The organism is Clostridium vincentii (genome assembly GCF_002995745.1).
Classification (GTDB): domain Bacteria; phylum Bacillota; class Clostridia; order Clostridiales; family Clostridiaceae; genus Clostridium; species Clostridium vincentii.
In genome coordinates, this window is record NZ_PVXQ01000014.1 from 1 (window position 1) to 23142 (window position 23142).

Consider the following 23142-nt stretch of genomic DNA (forward strand, 5'->3'; position numbering starts at 1 on the left):
TATGTGGATTAAAAGGATTTGGAGATATTAGTTACAATTAAGAGTAAAAATGCTTAAGGGAAGTTATAAATATATACTGTAAAATAATGGATAATAAAATAGTTGCCCACTTTTACTTGACTCAATCTTTGTTATAAAAGGGTTTGCTATTATAGTAAATATAAATTATAATATAGTTGTTTTCTTATTTATGGAGGATTATGCATGCGCAAATTTTGGGAGAGTATTTATTGTCCAAATTACATAACTGGATATAATCCCTTTTTACTTAGATATATGAATGAAGCTATTGAAAAGCTAGTCTACGCAATAAACAATAGAAAGAAAATTGTTATTTATGGAAGCTCCACAGTTGATGGAATATGTTCTGTTGCATCATTAAGCTTGATATTAAGGTATTTAAATGCAGATGTTGAATATCTTATACATGAAGGGGGAGAAAATCGTAAATCAGTAAATAATACAGATATAAAGGAAACCATCGATTTTCTTGGAGCGGATTTGCTAATAACGTTAGGTGTAGATTTAAAATCGCAAGATGAAGTAAAGCTTTGCGAGGAGTTAAACGTAGATTTAATTGTTTTAGAAAATAAAAGGACAGTTAGAGAAAGAAATTATATTTATATAAATCCGAGGCAAAAGGGGTGCAAGTACAAGTATAAGAACTTGTCATTAAGTGCGTTAACTTTTAAATTAATGCAGGCTATTGCAATATATTATAATGTAAAGAATATTAATAAATATGTTGATTTAATATTAATTGGTGGACGGTGGGCAAAAGTAACTCTAAGGGGCGAAAATGGAGTTATACTTAAAGCTGGAAAGAAGTTTTTAGTTAATACAAATAATAATGGATTAAAGGCAATAATGAAATTAGACGAGATAGTAGAATTAAATGATGATGATATTATAGATATCATAGACCTTATTACACCAACGGTAAGCACGGTGGGTGTTGTTAATAACGCGCGTATAGCACTTGAATTGTTAACTACTGGAGACAAAGATAGAGCTAAACAAATAGCGAAATATTTACATAAATTTAAAAAACCTAAAAGTTAGTTGCAGAGTAATATATTTATGTTGGAGGGGTATTATGGATTTAAAGAATAAAATCAAAGTGGTTGAAAACTTTCCTAAAGAAGGGATTAGTTTTAAAGACATAACAACATTAATAGGGGATGGGGAAGCTTTAAAATTTACTATTGATACAATAGTAGAATACTTAAGGGATAAAAAAATTGATTTAATAGTAGGACCTGAAGCTAGAGGATTTATTTTTGGTGTTCCAGTTGCTTACGCTTTGGGAATAGGATTTGTACCTATAAGAAAAAAAGGAAAACTTCCTAGAGAGATAGTTGGAGTAGAATATGGATTAGAATATGGTACAGATACTTTAGAGATTCATAAAGATGCTATAAAAAAAGGACAAAGAGTCGCAGTAGTTGATGATTTACTAGCTACAGGTGGAACTATAAATGCTGTTGCTCAGCTTATAGAAAGTGTAGGCGGAGAAGTTGCTTCTATGGATTTTGTAATTGAACTTACAGGATTAAATGGTAGAGAAAATTTAGAAAGATTTGATGTTTTATCTCTTGTTAAATATGAATTTTAATTTGTGGAAAGGCTACTTATTATAGTAGCCTTCTTTTTTTGCATTTTAGATAGTATCTACAGGGGGTAAATGTTGAAAAAGTTCATATAATAATATATAATAAACTATATGTCGGCTGGTTGATTAACCAGCCTTTGATTTTATAAATATATATTTAGGAGAGATTTTCTTTATGATTGATACCTTGCTTAAAAAAATTGAAGATAACTGCATAAATGTTGATATAGATATGGTGAAGAAGGCCTATTACTTTGCGGATGATGCTCATAAGTCTCAAAGACGCGAATCTGGAGAGCCGTATATAATTCATCCTGTGGATGTAGCAGAAATATTAGCTGAACTTGGTATGGATACAAGCAGTATTGTAGCTGGATTACTTCATGACGTTCTAGAGGATACTAACTGTAGCTTCAAGGAAATGGCTGAAATTTTCAATGCTGAAATAGCTGCTTTAGTAGATGGCGTTACTAAACTTGGTCAAATCGAGTATAAGACTAAGGAAGAACAACAATCAGATAATGTAAGAAAAATGTTGCTTGCTATGGCTAAGGACATAAGAGTAATAATAATTAAACTTGCAGACAGATTACATAATATGAGAACTTTAAAATTTATGCCAAAGGAAAAGCAAAAGTTAAAAGCTAAAGAAACCCTTGATATTTATGCTCCTCTTGCTCATAGACTTGGTATGTCCAAAATTAAATGGGAACTTGAGGATTTAGCTTTTAGATATTTGCATGAGGAAGAATATTACGAATTAGTTCGTGATATAGCAGAGAAAAGAGGAGAGAGAGAGGCTTATACTACGAAAATTATTGGAGAAATACAAAATAATCTGGATGATTCAGGCATAGATTCAGATATAGATGGAAGACCAAAACATTTTTATAGCATTTATAGGAAAATGGTAAGCAAAAGTAAGAGCTTAGAACAAATATTCGATTTAACAGCTATAAGAGTTCTGGTAAATTCAGTTAAGGATTGCTATGGAGTCCTTGGGATTATTCATACAATATACAAACCTATTCCAGGACGGTTTAAGGACTATATTGCTATGCCTAAGCCTAATATGTATCAGTCGCTTCATACAACTGTTATAGGCTCTGAAGGCAAAACCTTTGAAATTCAGATAAGGACCTTTGATATGCATAAAACTGCTGAATATGGTATAGCAGCTCATTGGAAATATAAAGAAGGTGACGAGTCAACTGATGATAATAAGGAAAAGACGTTTGAACAAAAGCTTGTCTGGCTTAGAGATATGTTGGAGTGGCAAAAGGAAACATCTGATGCAGAGGAATTCATGGAAGGGTTTAAAATAGACCTTTTTTCTGATGAAATATTTGTTTTCACTCCAAAAGGAATTGTAATAAATTTATCAAATGGAGCTACCCCTATAGATTTCGCTTATAGAATTCATACTGATGTAGGTAATAGATGTGCAGGAGCTAAAGCCAATGGTAAAATTGTGCCATTAGATTATAAGCTTAAAACTGGAGATATTGTTGAAATAATGACATCTGCGGCGATTAAAGGACCAAGTATGAATTGGCTTAGTATTGCAACAAGTAATCAAGCGAAGAGTAAAATAAGAGCTTGGTTTAAAAAAGCTAAAAAAGAAGAAAATGTTAATAGAGGTAAAGAATTATTAGAAAAAGAATTAAAGAAGCAGTCTGTTCTTTGGTCCGAAATTGCTAAAGGCGATGCTTATGAAAAAATACAAAAGAGATATAATATACATAATGTAGAGGATATTTATGCCAGCATAGGGCTTGGTTTAGTGTCTGCATCAGGAATTGTTGTAAGACTTAAAGAAGAAAATGTAATAGAAAAAGAAAAAAACTCTCCTGAGGCTGAAAATAAATTAATCGAAGAACAAATTGCAAAAAGTGAAAGAGTCAATACAGATACTAGTAAATATGGAATTACTGTTAAGGGTGAAAGTAATTTAATGGTCAGATTTGCAAAATGTTGTAATCCAGTTCCTGGAGATGGAATAATGGGTTATATAACTAGAGGAAGAGGAGTTTCAGTCCATAGGATAGATTGTAGTAACTTGAAATCACTTGTTGAATATGAGGGAGATAAGGTTGTAGAAGTTTCTTGGGGAACTGCTAAGGGAGCATCCTATATTGCAGAAATTAGAGTTAAGGCTGAGGACAGAAAAGGAATACTTTTAGATATAACTAGGGTAATTACAGATGCTAACCTTTATCTAAACTCACTAAATGCAAATTCATCAAAGGGTAATGAAGCTATTATTTCTATAAAAGTTAAAATAGATTCAGTAGAACAACTTAAGGAGTTAATGAAAAAGATAAAGAAACTTGATGGAGCTATGGACGTATATAGAATGAATAGCTAAATAGATTTTAATAAGGGGGTCTTTTTATGATAATAAAAGCTGTTATGGCAGGAATGTATGACGCAAACTGCTATATTATAATGGATAAAGAAAACAAAGAAGCTGTTGTCTTAGATCCAGGTGGAGACGGTCCAAAGCTTGAAAAGATAATAGATGATATGGGTGCTAAAGTTAAATATATATTACTTACCCATGGGCATTTTGACCATGTAGGAGCAGTAGAGTACTTAGCTGATAAATATAAGGTTCCTTTTTACATTAATAAAATTGATGAGGAATTAATGGAAAAGGATGATTCTGTTTATGGATCTATTAGAAAGGCAGATGGATATCTTCAAGAAGGAGATTTATTAGCTTTTGGAAATAAAACTATAAAAGTATTCTATACACCAGGTCATACAAAAGGCGGAGTATGCTTTTTAATAGATGATAAGTGCTTTACAGGTGACACCTTATTCCAAGGATCAATTGGAAGAACAGATTTTCTAGGTGGAGATTTTAAAGAAATAATAAACAGTATTAAGACTAAGCTATTACCTCTTGGTGACAATGTACAGGTTTATCCAGGACATGGACCAAGTTCTACAATAGCGTTTGAGAAGGAGAATAATCCCTTTTTAGAATAGGAGAAAAAATGGAAGTAAATATAAGGTTAAATGACTTTAAATATAGATACGACGTATATCATATCTTTAATATATATTTCCCTTTACAAGAAATTAAATTTTCAGAGGTAGAGGGAGATTATCATGTAGAGATATTTTCAGATAAGGCTGTTTTTGACTATAAAGATTGTCACAGAGAAGATGAAAAAGCAGAGGATGAGAAGATAAAAGAGACAGTGAAAAAGGTGATATTTAAAGCTCTTAAAGAACTTACTGGGCAAAATTATCCTTGGGGAACATTAATAGGAATACGACCGTCTAAAATTGCCTTAAAGTTATTAAGAGAAGGTAAATCAAAGGATGAGGTTAAAGAAGTTTTCTATGAAAAACATTTTACTTCCCCAGAAAAAGCACAGCTTTGCATAGATGTTGCAGAATTTGAGGATAAACTTGTAAATAAGGATGAAAAAACTATCGGAATATATATTGGTATGGCATTTTGTCCTACCAGATGCCTTTATTGCTCCTTTGCATCTAATCCTATAGCTGGGAATAAAAAGATTGTGCAGGAGTACCTGGAAAAACTGAATTATGAAATAGATGAAATTAGAAAGTATATTGATGATAAAAAGCTTAAAATTGAAACTGTATATTTTGGAGGGGGAACCCCGACCTCAATAAATGATGTGGAATTTGAAAAGCTTATGAATAAGATTTATAAATCATTTGTAGTGAATAGGGATCTTAAGGAATTTACTGTAGAGTCTGGTAGGCCAGATTCTATAACAGTAAAAAAGCTAGAGTCTATGAAAAAATATGATGTAACTAGAATTAGCATTAATCCTCAAACTATGAATGATGATACATTGAAACGTATAGGTAGAAATCATAGTTCACAGGATATAATAGAAAAATTCAAGATAGCTAGAGAATTGGGCTTTGATGATATTAATATGGATATGATAATAGGGCTTCCTGGAGAAGGCATAGAGGAATCTAAACATACTACTGAAGAGATTAAGAAACTTTGTCCTGATAGCTTAACTGTTCATGGATTATCTGTAAAGAGAGGTTCTATAATGCATGAAAACTTTCTTTTAAAGAAGGGCTTAGGATTAAAGAATCAAGATGAAATCATGGAAATGTATGAAGAAAGCAAGAAACTTTCAAAGGAGTTAGGATTAACACCGTATTATATGTACAGACAAAAAAACATGGTGGGAGATATGGAAAATATAGGTTTTACTAAAAAGGGGAAAGAATGTCTTTATAATATTCAAATGATAGAAGATAAGCAGACCATTATTGCAATTGGGGCAGATGCTATTACAAAGGTTGTATTCTTAGAAGAGAATAGAATAGAACGTTTTGGAAATGTTAAAGATGTTAGAGAATATATAAAAAGAATTGAAGAGATGGTAGTGGGTAAGAAAAAATTACTTGATACCTTATATAAATAAGGAGGTTTAAGATGGAAGAAATAAAAAGACCTAAGGGCACTAAGGACATGTTACCTCAAGATGATTATAAGTGGAACTATGTTGAAAATACATTTAAAGCTGTTGCAAATACTTATGCTATGAGAGAAATGAGGACTCCAATTTTTGAATATACAGAATTATTTTTAAGGGGAGTTGGAGACACAACAGATATAGTACAAAAGGAAATGTATACTTTTAATGACAAAGGAAATAGAAGTCTTACATTAAAGCCAGAGGGGACAGCTCCAGCTGTTAGAGCATTTATAGAGAATAGATTATTTAGTGAAGCTCAACCTACAAAGCTTTTTTATGTAACACCATGTTTTAGATATGAAAATGTTCAAAAGGGAAGACTTAGACAATTTCACCAATGTGGAATCGAGATGTTCGGATCAAAGGAACCTTCAATAGATGGTGAGGTTATTGCTTTTGCCATGGAAGTTTTAAAGAAATTAGGACTTAAGAGCTTAAGTCTAAATATAAATAATTTAGGGTGCCCAAATTGTAGACCTAACTATAATGAGGCCCTTAAAAAGTTTTTACAAGAAAACTATGATAATCTTTGTCCAACATGCAAGGAGAGATTTGAAAAGAATCCTATGAGAATTCTTGATTGTAAGGAAAGAAAGTGCAAAGAAATAACAAAGAATGCTCCACAAATTATTGATTATGTTTGTGAAGAATGTGAAACTCATTTCGAAAAAGTTAAAGAATACTTAGATATACTAGAAATTCCTTATGCAATAGATCCAGGTATTGTTCGTGGATTAGATTATTACACTAAAACTATATTTGAAATATTAAATGATGACTTCACTGTTTGCGGTGGAGGAAGATATGATAAGATGATTGAAGAACTTGGTGGCCCTAATATGCCAGCTATAGGATTTGGTATGGGAATAGAAAGAATGATAATGACCCTTGAGAACGAAGGTTTTGAAATACCAAAGGAGGCTGAAATTGCTCTTTACATTGGTTCCATGGGAGATGCGGCTTATAAAGCATCTTTCAAATTTGCAAATGAGTTGAGAAGCAAAGGAACTAAGGTAGAAATAAATCATATGGGAAGAAGCCTTAAGGCGGAAATGAAGTATGCTAACAAGATAGGTGCAAGATTTACTACTATTTTAGGCGATGATGAACTTGAAAATAAGCAGATTAAACTTAAGCGAATGAGGGATGGAGAGATATTTTCAGGATCTCTTTTAGATATAGAAAAGATAATTGAAATAGTTAAATAAGAAGGAGTGACATTACAATGGGAGAAGCCTTAGGTGGACTAAAGAGAAGTATGTACTGTGGGGAGCCAAGAGAGAGTGATATTGGTAAAAAAATCACCCTTATGGGATGGGTTCAAAGAAATAGGAAATTAGGTGGGCTTGATTTTATCGATTTAAGAGATAGAGAAGGAATAATGCAATTAGTTTTTGGTGAAGAGATAAATAAAGATGCTTTTGAAAAAGCTAATACTGTTAAGCCAGAATACTGCATAGCTGTAACTGGTGAAGTTGTAAAACGTGAAGCCACAAATGATAAAATGCCTACTGGTATGGTAGAGTTAAAGTGTGACATGATAAAAATTCTTTCAGAATCACAAACGCCTCCAATATACATAAAAGAAGGATTGGATGCTTCAGAACAAGTAAGATTGAAAAATAGATATCTTGATTTAAGAAGACCAGATATGCAAAAAATATTTATTTTAAGAAATAAAGTTACTAAGGTAGCAAGAGATTTCTTAGATAATAATGGATTTTTAGATATTGAGACACCAATACTTACAAAATCAACTCCAGAAGGTGCAAGAGATTATTTAGTTCCTTCAAGAAACTATCCAGGAATGTTTTATGCACTGCCTCAATCACCACAAATATTTAAGCAATTATTAATGATATCAGGTTTTGATAAATACTATCAAATTGCTAAATGTTTTAGAGATGAAGATTTAAGAGCAAATAGACAACCTGAGTTTACTCAAATCGACTTAGAAATGAGTTTTGTTGAAGAAGAGGATGTTATTGAGGTAAATGAAAGATTAATATCTACTATATTCAGAGAAGTACTTGGACATGAAGTAAAGCTTCCAATAGCTAGAATGACTTTCAAAGATGCTATGGAGAAATATGGCTCAGATAAACCTGATATAAGGTTTGGTATGGAAATTACTGATTTAAGTGAAGAAGTAAAAGATATAGACTTTGTAGTATTTAAGGGAGCACTTGAAAATGGAGGCTCAGTTAGAGCTCTTTGCTTAAAGGGTGGAGCTTCTATGGGAAGAAAAGATATAGATAGATTAGGTGAGTTTGTTAAAACTTATAAAGCTAAGGGATTAGCTTATATTCAACTTAAAGAAGAGGGAATAAAATCACCAATAGCTAAATTTTTAAGTGAAGATGATATGACTAGTATCATATCTAAAATGAGCGCTGAAACTGGTGACTTAATACTTATTGTTGCAGATAAGAATTCAGTTGTATTCCAAAGCTTAGGTGCTTTGAGAATGGACCTTGCCAAGAAGTTTGAATTAATAAAGGATAAAAGTGAATTTAATTTCTGCTGGATTACTGAATTCCCATTATTTGAATACAGTGAAGAAGAAGAGAGATATACAGCATGTCATCATCCGTTCACAGCACCAATGGATGAAGATTTAGATATGATAGAAACAGATCCAGGTAAAGTTAGATCTAAAGCTTATGATTTAGTTTTAAATGGAGAAGAATTAGGTGGAGGATCTATTAGAATTCATGATATGGAATTACAGCAAAGAATGTTTAAAGCTCTTGGTTTTACAGAAGAAGAGGCTTGGGCAAGATTTGGATTCTTACTAGAAGCATTTAAGTTCGGGCCACCACCTCATGGCGGATTAGCCTTTGGACTAGATAGAATTATTATGTTTATAGCCGGAACTGATAATATTAGGGATGTTATTGCCTTCCCTAAAAATCAAAATGCTTATTGCTATTTAAGTGAAGCTCCAAATATTGCTGATGAAAAGCAGCTTGAAGAACTTGGAATTAACATAAAGGTAAAAGAAGATAAATAAGCCATAACAAAAAAGCTATTTCCCAAAATTATTGGGAAATAGCTTTTTGTTTTATTTAAAAGTAATTTTAAGAGATTTTCTAAATCTTTCTTCGAATAGAAGTTTTTTATTATTTAAGCTTTTCTCAAAGCTAAAAGAATAAGGGATATTTGTCTTAATAATAATATTATGTGAACCTGAGGTTATTTTATTTATTTTATAATTAGGATCTTTATAAAAGTCTAATACATCAGCTAATCTAAGTAATGAAATAATAATAAGCAATCTTGATGAAATGTCCTTGTTAAAAAAGTACAAGTCCCCATGCAGTTCTCGTCTATGGGAATATGCAATTATAGCGATAGGTTCCTGAAGACCCTTTAAAGTTTCCTTAAAGCTTAAATCATCCATAATGATATCCATAGAACTTCTATTGTGAAGTCTTTTATCCTTTGATTTTCCTATATCATGTAAAAGGGCAGAAGAAATTAAAAGTTCTTTATCTATATCATCTAGTTCTTTATTGTTAATTAAAGAATCAAAAAGTAGATTAGCAAAATAACTTACTCTGATTTCATGAGATAACACTTTTTCTTCAGAAAAATTTTTACTTAAGGCTAAAACCTTAGAAGTATCTAGATAACTCAATTAAATTTAAACCTCCATTAATTTATGTGATTATAAAGTCCTTGTCAAAGGATTTTTTGAAGTTAGTTTTTACATCACTACCGCTGTAATCCTCAATATATTTAACTGACGAGGAGGGCAGCATAATTGTTAGACTATTAGAATCATTTGAAATCTCAATATCTTTGAGATTATCATAAAAATATCTATCTAAGTTATTGCTTATAACTAACAGTAGAGAGAGCTTTTTGCATATTAAGAAGTTATCCTTAGATATTAAAGATTTGTAGTCAGAGGATAATTTCATGTCAAGCTTTCCACTAAGTCCTATAATATAGGAAACCATTAAAATTTCAATGTGAGTTAATCCACAGATTTCCGAATTTAATATCATATAAAAGGAATGTTTGTAGTTGTGTTTAATTGATACATTTACTCCTATATCATGTAGTTTTGAAGCTGCTTTTAATAATTTTTCTTCCCAATTAGTAAGTTCTAATTTATTTGATAAAAGAGTACATAATCTCCATATTTTATCTGAATGTTCTTTATTTAAACCTTGATTAGTAATTATTCTTTTAATAGAATAATCTAAAATATCAAGATTCTTAATATCTCTTCCAAGAACTCTTTCGTAGATTACCCCTTCACGTAAACCGTATTGACTTATTATGAAGTCTTTTGATTTACAATAGCTCATGAGACTATTTATAGCCCCAAGTGGAGCGGTAAAAATATCAGCTCTTTCACGAGGCAACCCTTTAACCTTATATTTGTCGGATAAGTTTAAAGATGTGACTTTTTCAAATACATCTTCAACATCATCCTTAGAAAGAGAATAATTATGCAATACATCAAAGGGATAATCAATAGATTTTTTTTGAATTTTACCTATTGCACGGGATGCACCGCCAATTCCAATTACAGGAAGATGCATTCCCTTTTTAAGCCAAGGTAATTTATCAAATTGTTTATATAAAAATTCTTTTAATTCTAGCTTTTCTTCATTAGTCGCAGCTGATTTAAAAGGGAATTTTTTTGTTAAAGGGATGGATCCATAAGGTAGTGAAATAACATTTTCTGGATTTCCATCTTTAATTAGTGAAATTTCCATACTAGATCCTCCGATGTCAATAAGCAAAGCGTTATCAAAATCAATTGTGCATTTAACAGCCATATAACCATATATGGATTCTTCTTCGCCTGATAAAATTCTAATATCTAAACCAAGTTTTTCTTTCACTAGATCTAAGATTGCTTTTTGATTTTTAGAACGTCTAATGGCTTCAGTTGCGACAACTATGTATTCTTCTACATCATTATTTCTGCAAATAACTTTAAAAAATTCAAGGGATATAATTAATTTGTTTATTCCCTCTTCAGATAAATAATCATCTTTATCTATATATTCTCCGAGTCTAACCATTCTTTTTTCTTCATCAATTATTTTAAATGAATTATTGTTAGATAATTCATATATAACTACTCTCATTGAGTTTGAACCAATATCTATAATAGCAATATTATTCATAAAAATCCTCCAATCCTTTTAACATGAATTTTACATCTACACATAAAATATGATGTATAATTAATAATACAGTACCATAGTAGAATGTAAAAGTAAAATATTGTCAATAATATATAAAGAAGACAAAAGGAAGTGAAAAACTAAAGATATGAATGAAATAATGATCAATGATAATTATTTTAATAGAGAGCTAAGTTGGCTAGAATTTAATCAAAGAGTAATTGATGAGGCTAAGGATAATAGTAATCCTCTTTTAGAGCGGCTTAAGTTTTTATCTATATCCACATCTAATTTAGACGAGTTTTTTATGGTTAGAGTAGGAACTATTTATGATCAGATAAATGCAGGATTTGGGAAAAAAGATTTTTCGGGATTAACGCCTAAAGACCAAATTAAAAAAATATTTGAAAAAGTAAGGGTAATGGTGGGAGATCAATATAGTACATATAATCATTTATACGATCATCTAGGAGCTAGAAACATAAGGATATTTACATATGATATGTTAAATGAAGAGCAATTGAAATTTGTTAAGGAGTATTATAAAAAAGTGATTTATCTAGTATTAACTCCTATGGTAATAGATTCAGGAAGACCTTTTCCACTTTTACATAGTAAAACTTTGAATATTGGAATAATTTTAGAAGGACTCCGTGGAGAAGAGATATTAGGTACAATTCAAGTGCCATCAGTTTTAGACAGATTGGTAGCTATTCCTGGAGGAGAGGGAGAAAACTTTATTTTGCTAGAGGAAGTTATAAAGAGTAATCTAGATGAATTATTTGGATTTAAAATTCTATCAAGTATTTTTTATAGAATAACAAAAAATGCAGATTTAACTTTAGATGAAGAAGGAGCGGAGGATCTACTAGAAACTATAGAAGCGTCTCTTAAACAAAGAAAATGGGGAATGTCAGTAAGGCTTGAGATAGAAGATTCCAATGATTTAAGGGTAGTAAAAAGATTGAAGAAAGAATTTGAAATAGATGAGGAGCAAATTTTCTTAATCACTGGACCTATTGATTTAACTTTTTTGAATAATTTATATGGAATTAATGGATTTGATTCTTTAAGGTTTGAGAAGAAAAAATCTATAAGTATAAAAGAATTGGATAATGAAGATATGTTTCAAGCTATAAGTAAAAGAGATATATTTCTTCATCATCCTTTTGAAAGCTTTTCTTCAATTGTTAAATTGGTGGAACAAGCAGCAATTGATCCTAAGGTGCTTGCAATAAAACAAGCATTATATAGAGTAAGTGGACATTCTCCTATAATATCAGCTTTAGCAAAAGCCGCTGAGAATGGAAAACAAGTAACTGTACTAGTAGAACTAAAAGCAAGATTCGATGAAAAAAATAATATATTTTGGGCAAGGGAACTTGAAAAAGCAGGCTGTCATGTTATATATGGAGTTATAGGACTTAAGATTCATAGTAAAATTTTACTTATTGTTCGGAAAGAAAGAAATGGTATAAAAAGGTATGTACATTTAGGAAGTGGTAACTATAATGATGTTACGGCAAGATTTTATACTGACATTGGAATATTAACAGCAAGACCTGAATATGGAGAAGATGCAACTACCATATTTAATATGCTATCAGGTTATTTTAAACCTGAAAAAATGAGTAAAATAACAATAGCTCCAATGAACCTTAGAAATAAACTAGAATTTTTAATAGATAGGGAAACTGAAAACGCAAAAAGAGGTAAACAGGCGAGAATAATTGCAAAGATGAATTCACTAGTTGATAGAAAGTTAATTACTTCATTATATATGGCATCCAAGGAAGGCGTGAAAATTGACTTAATTGTTAGAGGGATATGTTGTTTAGTGCCAGGAGAGCTAGGGCTTAGTGAAAATATTAGAGTTATAAGCATTGTAGGAAGGTATTTAGAACATAGTAGAATACACTATTTCTATAATAAAGGAAATGAGGAATTCTACATTTCAAGTGCTGACTGGATGTATAGGAATTTAGATAAAAGAGTAGAGACTATGACACAGGTAGAAGATAATAATATTAAAGAAGAACTTAAGGATATCTTAGATGTTTATATGAGAGATAATGTTAAGGGAAGAGTTTTACTCCCAAATGGTTCTTATGTACGGGCAGATATAAATGGAGAAAGAGTAAGTGCCCAAGATATGTTGTTTGATATATCGGAAAAATACAATAAAGATTAATTAACAATATTAGTAGACGCGAAATTGCAAGAAGTCTGTTGAATAAAGACAGGCTTCTTTTTTATACTATATAGCTTAAGATATGATAAATATCTTCGATAATTAAGCATATAATTTATGAATTCATAAAAAAAGGGGGGGGAACTACTATGTACGAGAGGATTAGATTTTCAGTTGCAAGGGAACTAGAAATAGAAAGAAGAAAAATAAGTAAGACTAATAAAATTTCATTTATTAAAACAGATTTAAAAAAGCATGATGATGGCTCAAGTTTCAAAGAAAAGTATGAAGAAGCTAAAAGAGAAATCAACCTAGAGGATAAAGAAGGGGTTATAGTATCTTCAAGCTTAAGTAAGAAAATTGAAGAAAATAAGGAACTAGAAAGACTTGTAGAAGAGAAATTAGTACAAAATCCTTTATTAAAGGAGATATTAGCACATGATGATAGCGAAACCCCAAAGGATGAATAAGAGATAAAAGCTTAGAATATAGAAGTATAGATAAAAAGGTAGTTTGTTTTTTTTAAAACTACCTTTTAATAATACTATTTTACAGCAAGTAAAATTAAAGACAAGCTAATGAATAGCACAATATACATATAGTATTATGATTTGATGATTAAGTTGACTTTTAAAATATATTGACTTTATTACATTTTTCTGTAATATATTAAATATGAACAATATACCATAATGAGGCATATTTATAGGAGGGATAAAGTTATGTATGAAATGAAAGATGAATATAAAACAGGAATAAAGATTATTGATGAGCAGCATAAAAAACTTTTTGAGTTAGCAGAGAGCACTTACCAGTTATTAAAAAATGATTTTACAGTAGACAAATATGATAAGATTGTACATTTAGTAGATGAACTAAGAGATTATACCGAATTTCACTTTAAGACAGAAGAAGAATATATGGAGAGCATAGGTTATAAAAGGATGTTCACACAAAAAATTGAGCATATGGCCTTTGTTAAAGAGTTGAAGGATGTAGATTTAACGAAAATAGATCAGAATCAAGATGAAGCTATAATGAAAATATTACAATTCTTAAATGATTGGCTAGTAGAGCATATATTAGAAAAGGACATGCTTATAGGAAAATAATTAATTTTAAAAGAACTTTGGTAAAACAGGGTTCTTTAATTACATAGACACTATTTTAAGTTCTAAGTAGATTTTTAAACTAGATATTGTAAAATTCGTAGCAAGTCTATAACTAAATTTGATGTACTATAATATAATACATTATAGTATTGAAATGGAGTATAGTAAAAATGATAGTATTATTACAAACTCAAATAAATATTGTTTTATCAATTTTATTAAGCATTTTACTTATACATGCTTATTTTAATATAAATAGAAAAAAAGTTACAAATAAATTGATTATTTGTATTATGGGATTAGTATGCTTTTCTTTGCTGTTAGAAACAGTTAGTATACTGTTAAATAATGAAGATTTAAAGCAGTTTGTGGTATTACATAAACTAGTCAATATAATTGGGTTTATGATGGCGCCAGTTATTCTATTTATAGGATCTATATTTAATAAGGAATGGATTAATAGGTATCAGAAAGAGAAATTAGTAGTAAACAAGATACTTCTAATTCCATTAATTATTAATGGAGTAGCAGCATTGATAAGTTACAATAAAAATGGAGTTTTTCATGTAACTAGTCAGAATTTATACGAAAGAGGACCATTGTTTTTTATTACGCCCTGTGTAACCTATATATTTTTTTCATATAACTTATATATTATATATAAGCATCGCGAAAAGCTTACTTATTCGGAATTTTGTACATTAAGTTTATTGTACATTGTACCTGCAATATTTACTAGTATTCAGTTAAGATATTCTATTTATTTAACAGCTTGGAATAGTGCAGCAATAATTATAGTTATTTCTTATATATTTATACTCAATGATCAGGCATATCGGGATACTTTGACGGGATTACAAAATCGTTTAGCCTATGATCATTATTCTCAAAATATATCTCAAAAAAAGCTTAAGAAACTTAATATAGTTTATATAGATATAGACGATTTCAAGGCTATTAACGACAGATATGGTCATTGTGAAGGAGATGAAGCAATTAAGGTATTTGCTTATTTACTCCGTGAGAGTTTTCAACTAAGACAAAAAAAACTAATACGTCTAGGTGGAGATGAGTTCCTAATTATAATAGAAAATCAACCAACAGAAAATGTTACAGCTTATATAGAAAGTTTAGTACAAAATTTTGAGGACTATAATAATAGAGGAGAAAAACCCTATAGACTTAGTTTTAGTTATGGCAGATCATGTTATACAAAACCTGTGAAAAATATATGTCAACTTTTAGAATGTGCGGATAAATCCATGTATGAGCAAAAACAAAATAAAAAGAGTAAGATATAAAAATTAATAGTGTATTTAAACTTCCTCCAGAGATTAATCTGGGGGAATTTTTATTGTAAGAATAATAGCTTTTTGTAGAATATTAGAAAAATATGAATTATACTATAATTGGACTGCTTTAGCCTGGTTCGATTTAAATAATTACAAGATTAAATATATATTTGTTCAATATAAAGTAAAAAAATATAAGCAGATAGGTGGTGGCAATATGAATGATTTTAATACTAAAAAGCTGTACTCCGATATAATATTTGCAATGGAATCATTAAATGGCTTTGTAAGCAAGGAAACTTTAAATAGAAGAAAGTACATACGGTATTTAAACATTGTTAAAGAATGCTCTGAGAACAAGGATAAAATAAATTTTAAAAATAATAAGGAAATATTGGCACAACTAAGCAATTGTCAAAAATGTAAATGCTTTAATTGCGATAAAGAGTGTAGTGCAGAAGGCTGTAATAGGTGTGAACCTGGCGGAATGGTATCTCAGTGTGATAATAAAATAGCAACAGTATACCATTTTTCAGATAAGACATTTCAATTAAAAAGTAATAAATTAAGAAGCTCAGCAACCTATAAGGTATTAGCTATAATTGAAGATATAGAATATAAGGAGTTTTTCGTGGTATTAAGCTTAGGCAAGAAAAAGTATATATCATATTATTATTCGGAAATCGGTGGTGATACATTTAGTGAAATTAAGGATATTGAAGATTTTAATTTCGCTATAAAAGTATTTGAAAATAGTGAGGTGAGTATGCGTGGCTAGAGGGAAAGGTGTAAAATCAAAGATTAAAGGAAGAATATCTGGATATGAGACAGCGGATTTTATTATAGTTAGAAATACTCCGCAAAATGCAGCGGAGCATATGAATTCAGAAAAAAGAGCTTTTATATGTAAGGAGAAAAAGAAGACAAGCATATTAAAGAAAATACGCAATGGGTTCATCTACATAGTAGTAATACCCTTTATTTTGTTGCTTATAATAGGCAAAATAGCAACAATGAGTGGGTATTCATATGAAGAACCTAAAGTAATTACACCAGAAAGCTCGGATATTAAACCAATGGCATTTACTCAAATAGAACTTGATGCTGAGTACTCAAGAGATGACATGATATCAGAATTACTTAATGAAGAATGGACAATGACAGATAATGAAAAAGCAAGTAATTATTATATAACTGTAGGTAAAAACTGGGATGCCATAAATTCAAATCAGTCGTCCATCTTAAAAGTTACTACTTCACATGAGTATGACCCAGAAGATCAGAAGTATCAGACTAGTACTTTGAAAATAGAATTGCAAGAGTTAAAAGCAACTGGAGGAATAATTGTAGATTCCACAGTAACTGATATCCTTAAAATATATAATCCTTCAATAAATGGTGATAGTGTAAAAAGTTCTGTACAAGCTGCCTATAATTCAATTAGTAATTCACAAACCTATGAGGGAAGTCTAGCTTTTGACAAAAGCAGAGTTTATATAAATGGCAGTAAAATTGGCCGTCTAGTAAATGTTACTATAGATGTTAATACTTCTATAAGTGATTATTAATGAATTAACACAAGTGAAGGTTATTACAATGAATTCATTGTATAAAATTGCGAATAATATAAAGAAAGTCTAACTATATGATAAAAGGAGAATATGAATGGATTCAGCAAATAATAATAGTAGTAATAAAAATAGATGGGTAATTTTACTTATCGTTGTAATGGTAACCTTTATGGCTACACTAGACAGTAGTATTGTAAGTGTGGCTTTACCTGTAATGGCTAAAGTATTAAACGTAACATCTGTTGGTGTTCAATTAGTAGTAACAAGTTATTTAATTATAATTTCAGCAACAATATTAATTTTTGGAAGATTGGGGGATATACTTGGTAAAACAAAGGTATTTAAGTTTGGATTAGCTGTGTTTACACTAGGTTCTTTATTATGTGGAATAACAGAATCCCTACCTATTTTAGTTTTAGCAAGGGTTATACAAGCTATTGGTGCAGCTGGATTTATGGCTAATACCCAAGGTATTATAACTGAAGTGTTTCCCACAAAAGAAAGAGGGAAAGCTTTAGGAATTACAGGAACCTTCGTAGCTCTTGGGGCTTTAGTAGGCCCCCCAGTTGGTGGATTTATAGTAGATGGACTAAGCTGGGAATACATATTTTTAATAAATGTACCAATAGGTATAATAACATTGATTTTTGCTTTTAAGCTGCTTCCTAAAGGTCAAATAACAGGAAAGGGGAAATTAGATGGACTGGGAGCAGTATTATTTATGGTTGCTATAGTTCCTCTATTTGTAGCACTAGGAAAAGGACAAGAAGTTGGATTTACTCAGCCAATGATTTTGATATGTTTCTTAGTATCAATTATTTCTTTCATTACATTTATTATGGTAGAAAAGAAACGTGAACATCCTTTATTGCAGCTAGATATTTTCAAAAATAAATTATTTTCACTGAGCATATTTTGCGGATTTATATCATTTGTAGCCATATTTTGTTCAATTATTATTCAACCATTTTATCTTCAGGATGTATTGGAATTTTCACCTGCATCTACTGGATTAGTACTTATGGTGTATCCGCTAGTCTTGTCTGTGGTGGCTCCCTTTAGTGGGCATATGTCAGATAAATTAGGTTCTGAGATATTAACTTTTATTGGACTCGTGCTTACAAGTTTGGGATTATTACTAATGTCAACTTTAGATGAGCAATCTTCAATGACAAGCATGGTATCTTTTATAGTAGTTATGTCTATCGGAAATGGGCTATTTCAATCACCTAATAATTCATTGGTAATGTCTACAGTACCAAAAGATAAATTAGGTATTGCAGGAAGTGTGAATGCCCTGGTAAGAAATTTAGGCATGGTATGCGGAATAGCTCTAGCAACTACTATTTTGTATAGCAGGATGAGTTATAAAATTGGGTATCATGTAACAAATTACGTTGTGGGAAGAAACGATGTTTTTATTTATGGAATGAAAACTGTATATATAACTGCAGCTATTATATGTATGATTGGAGCGGTTCTAACATCTTTAAGATTATTTAAGCCTAAAGTTAAATTAGAAGTCATTACTGAATAATAAAATTTATTAATAATAAGTAGTTCTATTACAGTGATATTTCTTATAAACTTAAAAGGGACAGTCCTCAAATATTTAAATTTTGAGAACTGTCCTTAAATTTTTTCGAATAATTAACATTATAGATTCCTACTTGTGAATATTTTGGATAATACTTATTAATTGATCATAATTTTGGAAAGATTGACAAAATAAAAATAGCATTATATTATTGTATTAACAACTTAATACAATAATACAAGGAGGCGATTATAATTATGACTGAAAGAGTATATAAAAAAGTGAATCCATCTGCTATAAAGCTATGGATTATAAATGGAATTATTTCTTCTTTATTTACAATGGGTATAGCTTATGCAATTTACCATTTTGCTAATATATATGTTAGCTATTGGCCTCTAGCAATAGGCGGATTATTAAGTTTTTTATCAATTTTTGTACATCCTTTTATTGAATATAAACAGTGGAAATATTGTATTGCAGAAGATAGAGTAGAATTTACTCATGGTGTTTATTATAAGTCGAAAAACATTATACCAATCTCAAAGATACAACATCTAGAAATAATACAAGGTCCTATACAAAAACTTTTTCACCTATCATCCATAGAAATTTATACAGCAGGGGCATCACATAAAATAGAGGCAATATTAACTGCCGAGGCAGATCAAATAGTTGAAAGTTTAAACAAAAGTATATTAATAAGTGAAATAGGGGAATAGTAGGGGGCATAAAAAATGGAGGATTTTCATAGAAATAATTTTATCATGATAATAGATAAAACTCTATCTAGCTTTTTGAAAAGTATTTTGCCTTTAGCTATAATGTTCTTTTCAAAAAACTTACAGTCAATAAATGTTTTTCAAAAATTACTTATCATGCTAGGCATATTTTTACTAATAGTAATTTATCAAGTAATCAAATGGTATAAAAATTTATACTGTATACATGATAATGTAATAATGATAAAAGAGGGAATTATTTTTATTAAACGCAAAGAGATTCCCTTTAATAAAATTCAAACAGTTGATATTTCTCAAGGAATAAAACATAGAATATTTGGATTAGCGCAGGTTAAGGTGGATACAGGCAATAGCAGTCTTAAAAAGGAAGAATTAAGTTTTCTTCTAAAAAAAATTGAAGCAGAAAATTTGAAAGAAAATATTTTTAATACTAATAATAGAAATACTCAAACATTATCCAGTGATGAAGTAAAAGTTGAAAATGAAGAAAGCTATAAAACGGACAAGCACATAGTTCAGGCAAAGGAATTTAAGGTATCTACTAGAGAATTAATTTTAAGTGCAATAACCTCAAATGCTGTTTTTACAGGCGTTTTATTTTTAGCTTCAGCCTTTCCTTTTATAGATGATTATTTAAAAGATTTTTTAGATAATACCTTTAGTAAAGCTAGTTTTTTTATTGAAAACATAAATTTTGATGAGATGAGTGTGGGGTCTATAGTATTATGGATTATTTTAATATTGGTTATATGTATAGTAGTTTCATTAATAATAGCTATTATAACTACTATTATAAAATTTCATGGTTTCTCTGTTAAAAGAGAAAATGATAATTTAATAATTAACTATGGATTACTTGAAAAGAAGAATTATATTATGCCAATAAAAAAAATTAGTGCAATTTACTTAAAGCAAAATATAATAAAACAAATGTTTAAGTTTAGAGCCATTCATATTGAAACTGTTGGTTATGGTAATGAAAAAGGGGAAAGTTCCATACTTTATCCGCTAACTATTGGCTCAAAGTATAGTGAACTAATACAAGGACTTCTTCCTGAATATAAATTTGATGAAATGATGACAAAAGTACCAAAAAGAGCATTAGGAAGATTTTTAAGCATGAAATTTATAGTTACATTTATTATCTCTATTGTACTAACAATAAACTTTAAATACGGGTATATATGTTTTTTATCTGTGCCATTTTTCACTTTACTTGGTTACCTACAATACAAGAATTCTGCAATAGGTAAAAGCTCGGATTTGTTATGTATAAGTAATAACAGTTTTACCAAAGTAACATCAATAATCCCGATAAATAAAATACAATCCATAGTTACAGAAAATAATTATTTTCAAAAAAGAAAGATGTTATTTAATCTAGAAGTATCTATACAAGGAAATAACTTGGGTACAGCTATAAAAATTAAAAATTTAAGTTTAGAACTACGAGATGAATTAGAACTGTTATTAACATAAAGGCATATAAAAATTTCTTTGAAAGTATAATTTTGGAAGGCTTGACAAAATAAAAATAGTATTGTATTAACGACTTAATACAATAATACAAAAGGAAGTGATTATATGACATGGGAGTTTAATGATTTTGCACCTATTTATATTCAACTTATAGACCAAATACAATTAAGGATTATATCTAGAGTATATCCAATAGGAGAAAAACTTCCCTCTGTACGGGATATGGCAAAGGAAGCATCAGTGAATCCAAATACAATGCAAAAAGCCCTTACTGAACTTGAGAGAAGAGGCCTAGTTTATTCTCAAAGGACTGCTGGTAGATTCATTACAGAAGATCTGGATATGATAAAAGATATGAAAAAAGATCTTGCAAAGGAACAAGTAGAAAATTTTCTGCTTGGCATGAAAAAAATAGGATTTGATAAAAAAGAAAGCATTTCAATTATGGAAAAGCTTGCTAAGGAGATGGAATAATGAGCGAAAATATTTTAGAGTGCAAAGAGTTATTTAAAAGTTATGGTGGGAAAAGAGTTTTAAATGGAATAAATTTAACTTTAAAGAGGGGAAGAATAGTTGGACTCCTAGGACCTAATGGAAGTGGTAAAAGTACATTTATTAAGCTTGCAGCAGCACTTTTAACACCTACACGAGGAGAGATACTAATAGATGGTAAAAAACCAGGAGTAGAAACAAAAAAGATAGTTTCTTATCTTCCTGAGAAAACCTATTTAAATGATTGGATGAAAGTTTCAGATATTATTAATTTTTTCTGTGATTTCTATAGTGATTTCAATAAAGAGAAAGCTTATGATATGGTAAAAAACTTAAATATTGATGCTAATGATAAACTTAAGACTATGTCAAAGGGAACTAAAGAAAAGGTTCAACTTATATTAGTTATGAGTAGAGAAGCGGATATATATTTCTTAGATGAACCAATAGCAGGGGTTGACCCAGCTGCAAGAGATTATATTTTAAATACAATAATCAGCAATTATAATGAGAATGCTACAGTAGTTATTTCTACTCATATAATTATAGATATTGAGAAAATATTGGATGATGTAATATTTTTATCTAATGGACAAATAAGCTTATTTAAGAGTGTAGATGAAATTAGAGAACAAGAAGGAAAAAGTGTAGATGCATTATTTAGGGAGGTATTTAGATGTTAGGAAAATTAATAAAATATGAGTTTAAGGCAACAGCTAGGTTATTAATACCTCTTTATTGTGCACTAATAGGATTTGCTATTATTAATAAATTATTTATTGGGAATGGGTTTGAAATAGAGAATGTTGAATTTTTAAATGGAATACCCTTTATGATAACTATGGCTGCCTATGGGATTACCATGGTGGCAACGATGGTAGTTACATTAATAATAATTATACAAAGATTTTATAAAAACTTGCTTTGTGATGAAGGTTATTTAATGAATACTCTTCCAATAAGTGTTTGGAAAAATATCACAAGTAAGCTTGCAGTTGCTTTCATATGGAATGTGATCAGCGGAGCAGTAGCATTGTTATCCATATTTATTTTAGCTTATCATTCAGGAATAATGAATGATATAAATTCAGGAATTAAAGAAATCTATACATTGGCATATAATGAATTTGGATCAGGTATAAATTTAATAATTATTGAATTTATTATAGCTACATTAGTTCAAGCAGTTTCAGGTATAATAATTATTTATACATCTATTTCCTTAGGACATTTAGCAAATAAAAGAAAAATACTATGTTCATTTGGTGCTTTTATAGTATTAAATATGATTTCCAGCGCAATTAGTGGGATGTTTACTTCTAGCTTCGTATTTGAAATGAATGACATTTCAATATCTAGTATACAAACTGAAGTATTAATTATGACAATAATTACTATAGTATTAACAGCAGGATTCTTTGCAACTAGTAATTATATTCTTAAGAATAAATTGAATTTAGAATAAAATAAATAATA

At 29.8% G+C, this 23142-nt stretch carries 21 protein-coding genes; 19 read left to right on the forward strand and 2 right to left on the reverse strand.

The features are described from left to right. Positions 1-204 precede the first annotated feature (204 nt). The 7 genes from CLVI_RS07805 to aspS all read left to right on the forward strand — a co-directional run bounded on the left by CLVI_RS07805 (position 205) and on the right by aspS (position 9112). Positions 205-1062 carry a DHH family phosphoesterase gene (locus tag CLVI_RS07805; protein ID WP_106059564.1) on the forward strand — a complete coding sequence of 286 codons (858 nt, stop codon included), beginning with the start codon at positions 205-207 and terminating at the stop codon, positions 1060-1062. A gap of 34 nt (positions 1063-1096) precedes the next feature. After that, complete coding sequence (locus CLVI_RS07810) at positions 1097-1615, forward strand: adenine phosphoribosyltransferase (RefSeq protein WP_106059565.1); 519 nt, start codon at positions 1097-1099, stop codon at positions 1613-1615. 172 nt (positions 1616-1787) lie between these two features. Further along, positions 1788-3980 carry a RelA/SpoT family protein gene (locus tag CLVI_RS07815; protein ID WP_106059566.1) on the forward strand — a complete coding sequence of 731 codons (2193 nt, stop codon included), beginning with the start codon at positions 1788-1790 and terminating at the stop codon, positions 3978-3980. A 26-nt stretch (positions 3981-4006) separates the two neighbouring features. After that, the gene (locus tag CLVI_RS07820; protein ID WP_106059567.1) at positions 4007-4606 is read left to right on the forward strand and encodes an MBL fold metallo-hydrolase; all 600 of its coding nucleotides are present in this window, start codon (positions 4007-4009) and stop codon (positions 4604-4606) included. 8 nt (positions 4607-4614) lie between these two features. After that, positions 4615-6045 carry a coproporphyrinogen III oxidase gene (locus CLVI_RS07825; RefSeq protein ID WP_106059568.1) on the forward strand — a complete coding sequence of 477 codons (1431 nt, stop codon included), beginning with the start codon at positions 4615-4617 and terminating at the stop codon, positions 6043-6045. Positions 6046-6056: 11 nt separating this feature from the next. Next, positions 6057-7307, forward strand: coding sequence for a histidine--tRNA ligase (gene hisS / locus CLVI_RS07830; RefSeq protein ID WP_106059569.1), 1251 nt, complete (start codon positions 6057-6059; stop codon positions 7305-7307). Positions 7308-7324: 17 nt separating this feature from the next. After that, positions 7325-9112 (forward strand): aspartate--tRNA ligase, encoded by a 1788-nt coding sequence (gene aspS / locus CLVI_RS07835; RefSeq protein ID WP_106059570.1) that lies wholly within the window; start codon positions 7325-7327, stop codon positions 9110-9112. Positions 9113-9163: 51 nt separating this feature from the next. On the opposite strand, the gene CLVI_RS07840 is transcribed toward aspS, so the two are convergent. Continuing rightward, positions 9164-9739 (reverse strand): HD domain-containing protein, encoded by a 576-nt coding sequence (locus CLVI_RS07840; protein WP_106059571.1) that lies wholly within the window; start codon positions 9737-9739, stop codon positions 9164-9166. Between the two features lie 22 nt (positions 9740-9761). After that, positions 9762-11249: an exopolyphosphatase gene (ppx, locus tag CLVI_RS07845; RefSeq protein ID WP_106059572.1), complete on the reverse strand. Its 1488-nt coding sequence runs from the start codon at positions 11247-11249 to the stop codon at positions 9762-9764. Positions 11250-11397: 148 nt separating this feature from the next. Between ppx and ppk1 the strand changes: the two genes are divergently transcribed. The 12 genes from ppk1 to CLVI_RS07905 all read left to right on the forward strand — a co-directional run bounded on the left by ppk1 (position 11398) and on the right by CLVI_RS07905 (position 23131). After that, on the forward strand, positions 11398-13440 hold the full coding sequence (gene ppk1 / locus CLVI_RS07850; protein WP_106059573.1) for a polyphosphate kinase 1: 2043 nt from the start codon (positions 11398-11400) through the stop codon (positions 13438-13440). Positions 13441-13589: 149 nt separating this feature from the next. Next, positions 13590-13910, forward strand: a complete 321-nt coding sequence (locus CLVI_RS07855) for a hypothetical protein (protein WP_106059574.1) — start codon at positions 13590-13592, stop codon at positions 13908-13910. A gap of 252 nt (positions 13911-14162) precedes the next feature. Then, positions 14163-14552, forward strand: a complete 390-nt coding sequence (locus CLVI_RS07860; protein ID WP_106059575.1) for a bacteriohemerythrin — start codon at positions 14163-14165, stop codon at positions 14550-14552. Positions 14553-14722: 170 nt separating this feature from the next. Further along, positions 14723-15853 carry a GGDEF domain-containing protein gene (locus CLVI_RS07865; RefSeq protein WP_106059576.1) on the forward strand — a complete coding sequence of 377 codons (1131 nt, stop codon included), beginning with the start codon at positions 14723-14725 and terminating at the stop codon, positions 15851-15853. 208 nt (positions 15854-16061) lie between these two features. Further along, positions 16062-16622 (forward strand): hypothetical protein, encoded by a 561-nt coding sequence (locus CLVI_RS07870; RefSeq protein ID WP_106059577.1) that lies wholly within the window; start codon positions 16062-16064, stop codon positions 16620-16622. Further along, on the forward strand, positions 16615-17412 hold the full coding sequence (locus tag CLVI_RS07875) for a hypothetical protein (RefSeq protein ID WP_106059578.1): 798 nt from the start codon (positions 16615-16617) through the stop codon (positions 17410-17412). The genes CLVI_RS07870 and CLVI_RS07875 overlap by 8 nt, the downstream gene beginning before the upstream one ends. 97 nt (positions 17413-17509) lie before the next feature. Continuing rightward, positions 17510-18952 carry an MFS transporter gene (locus CLVI_RS07880; RefSeq protein WP_106059579.1) on the forward strand — a complete coding sequence of 481 codons (1443 nt, stop codon included), beginning with the start codon at positions 17510-17512 and terminating at the stop codon, positions 18950-18952. Between the two features lie 257 nt (positions 18953-19209). Beyond that, positions 19210-19674, forward strand: a complete 465-nt coding sequence (locus CLVI_RS07885) for a PH domain-containing protein (RefSeq protein ID WP_106059580.1) — start codon at positions 19210-19212, stop codon at positions 19672-19674. Between the two features lie 15 nt (positions 19675-19689). Beyond that, positions 19690-21174, forward strand: coding sequence for a PH domain-containing protein (locus tag CLVI_RS07890; RefSeq protein WP_106059581.1), 1485 nt, complete (start codon positions 19690-19692; stop codon positions 21172-21174). Between the two features lie 105 nt (positions 21175-21279). Further along, on the forward strand, positions 21280-21648 hold the full coding sequence (locus tag CLVI_RS07895; protein ID WP_106059582.1) for a GntR family transcriptional regulator: 369 nt from the start codon (positions 21280-21282) through the stop codon (positions 21646-21648). Beyond that, the gene (locus tag CLVI_RS07900) at positions 21648-22349 is read left to right on the forward strand and encodes an ABC transporter ATP-binding protein (RefSeq protein ID WP_106059583.1); all 702 of its coding nucleotides are present in this window, start codon (positions 21648-21650) and stop codon (positions 22347-22349) included. The genes CLVI_RS07895 and CLVI_RS07900 overlap by 1 nt, the downstream gene beginning before the upstream one ends. After that, positions 22343-23131 carry an ABC transporter permease gene (locus CLVI_RS07905; protein ID WP_106059584.1) on the forward strand — a complete coding sequence of 263 codons (789 nt, stop codon included), beginning with the start codon at positions 22343-22345 and terminating at the stop codon, positions 23129-23131. The genes CLVI_RS07900 and CLVI_RS07905 overlap by 7 nt, the downstream gene beginning before the upstream one ends. Positions 23132-23142 lie beyond the last annotated feature (11 nt).

Coding starts and splice junctions, on each gene's coding strand:
- CLVI_RS07860 (WP_106059575.1), top strand. CDS start 14,163: ATGTATGAAATGAAAGATGAATATAAAACAGGAATAAAGATTATTGAT.
- CLVI_RS07870 (WP_106059577.1), top strand. CDS start 16,062: ATGAATGATTTTAATACTAAAAAGCTGTACTCCGATATAATATTTGCA.
- CLVI_RS07890 (WP_106059581.1), top strand. CDS start 19,690: ATGGAGGATTTTCATAGAAATAATTTTATCATGATAATAGATAAAACT.
- CLVI_RS07900 (WP_106059583.1), top strand. CDS start 21,648: ATGAGCGAAAATATTTTAGAGTGCAAAGAGTTATTTAAAAGTTATGGT.
- ppx (WP_106059572.1), bottom strand. CDS start 11,249: ATGAATAATATTGCTATTATAGATATTGGTTCAAACTCAATGAGAGTA.
- CLVI_RS07805 (WP_106059564.1), top strand. CDS start 205: ATGCGCAAATTTTGGGAGAGTATTTATTGTCCAAATTACATAACTGGA.
- CLVI_RS07865 (WP_106059576.1), top strand. CDS start 14,723: ATGATAGTATTATTACAAACTCAAATAAATATTGTTTTATCAATTTTA.
- CLVI_RS07810 (WP_106059565.1), top strand. CDS start 1,097: ATGGATTTAAAGAATAAAATCAAAGTGGTTGAAAACTTTCCTAAAGAA.
- hisS (WP_106059569.1), top strand. CDS start 6,057: ATGGAAGAAATAAAAAGACCTAAGGGCACTAAGGACATGTTACCTCAA.
- CLVI_RS07815 (WP_106059566.1), top strand. CDS start 1,788: ATGATTGATACCTTGCTTAAAAAAATTGAAGATAACTGCATAAATGTT.
- aspS (WP_106059570.1), top strand. CDS start 7,325: ATGGGAGAAGCCTTAGGTGGACTAAAGAGAAGTATGTACTGTGGGGAG.
- CLVI_RS07885 (WP_106059580.1), top strand. CDS start 19,210: ATGACTGAAAGAGTATATAAAAAAGTGAATCCATCTGCTATAAAGCTA.
- CLVI_RS07855 (WP_106059574.1), top strand. CDS start 13,590: ATGTACGAGAGGATTAGATTTTCAGTTGCAAGGGAACTAGAAATAGAA.
- ppk1 (WP_106059573.1), top strand. CDS start 11,398: ATGAATGAAATAATGATCAATGATAATTATTTTAATAGAGAGCTAAGT.
- CLVI_RS07825 (WP_106059568.1), top strand. CDS start 4,615: ATGGAAGTAAATATAAGGTTAAATGACTTTAAATATAGATACGACGTA.
- CLVI_RS07895 (WP_106059582.1), top strand. CDS start 21,280: ATGACATGGGAGTTTAATGATTTTGCACCTATTTATATTCAACTTATA.
- CLVI_RS07820 (WP_106059567.1), top strand. CDS start 4,007: ATGATAATAAAAGCTGTTATGGCAGGAATGTATGACGCAAACTGCTAT.
- CLVI_RS07880 (WP_106059579.1), top strand. CDS start 17,510: ATGGATTCAGCAAATAATAATAGTAGTAATAAAAATAGATGGGTAATT.
- CLVI_RS07905 (WP_106059584.1), top strand. CDS start 22,343: ATGTTAGGAAAATTAATAAAATATGAGTTTAAGGCAACAGCTAGGTTA.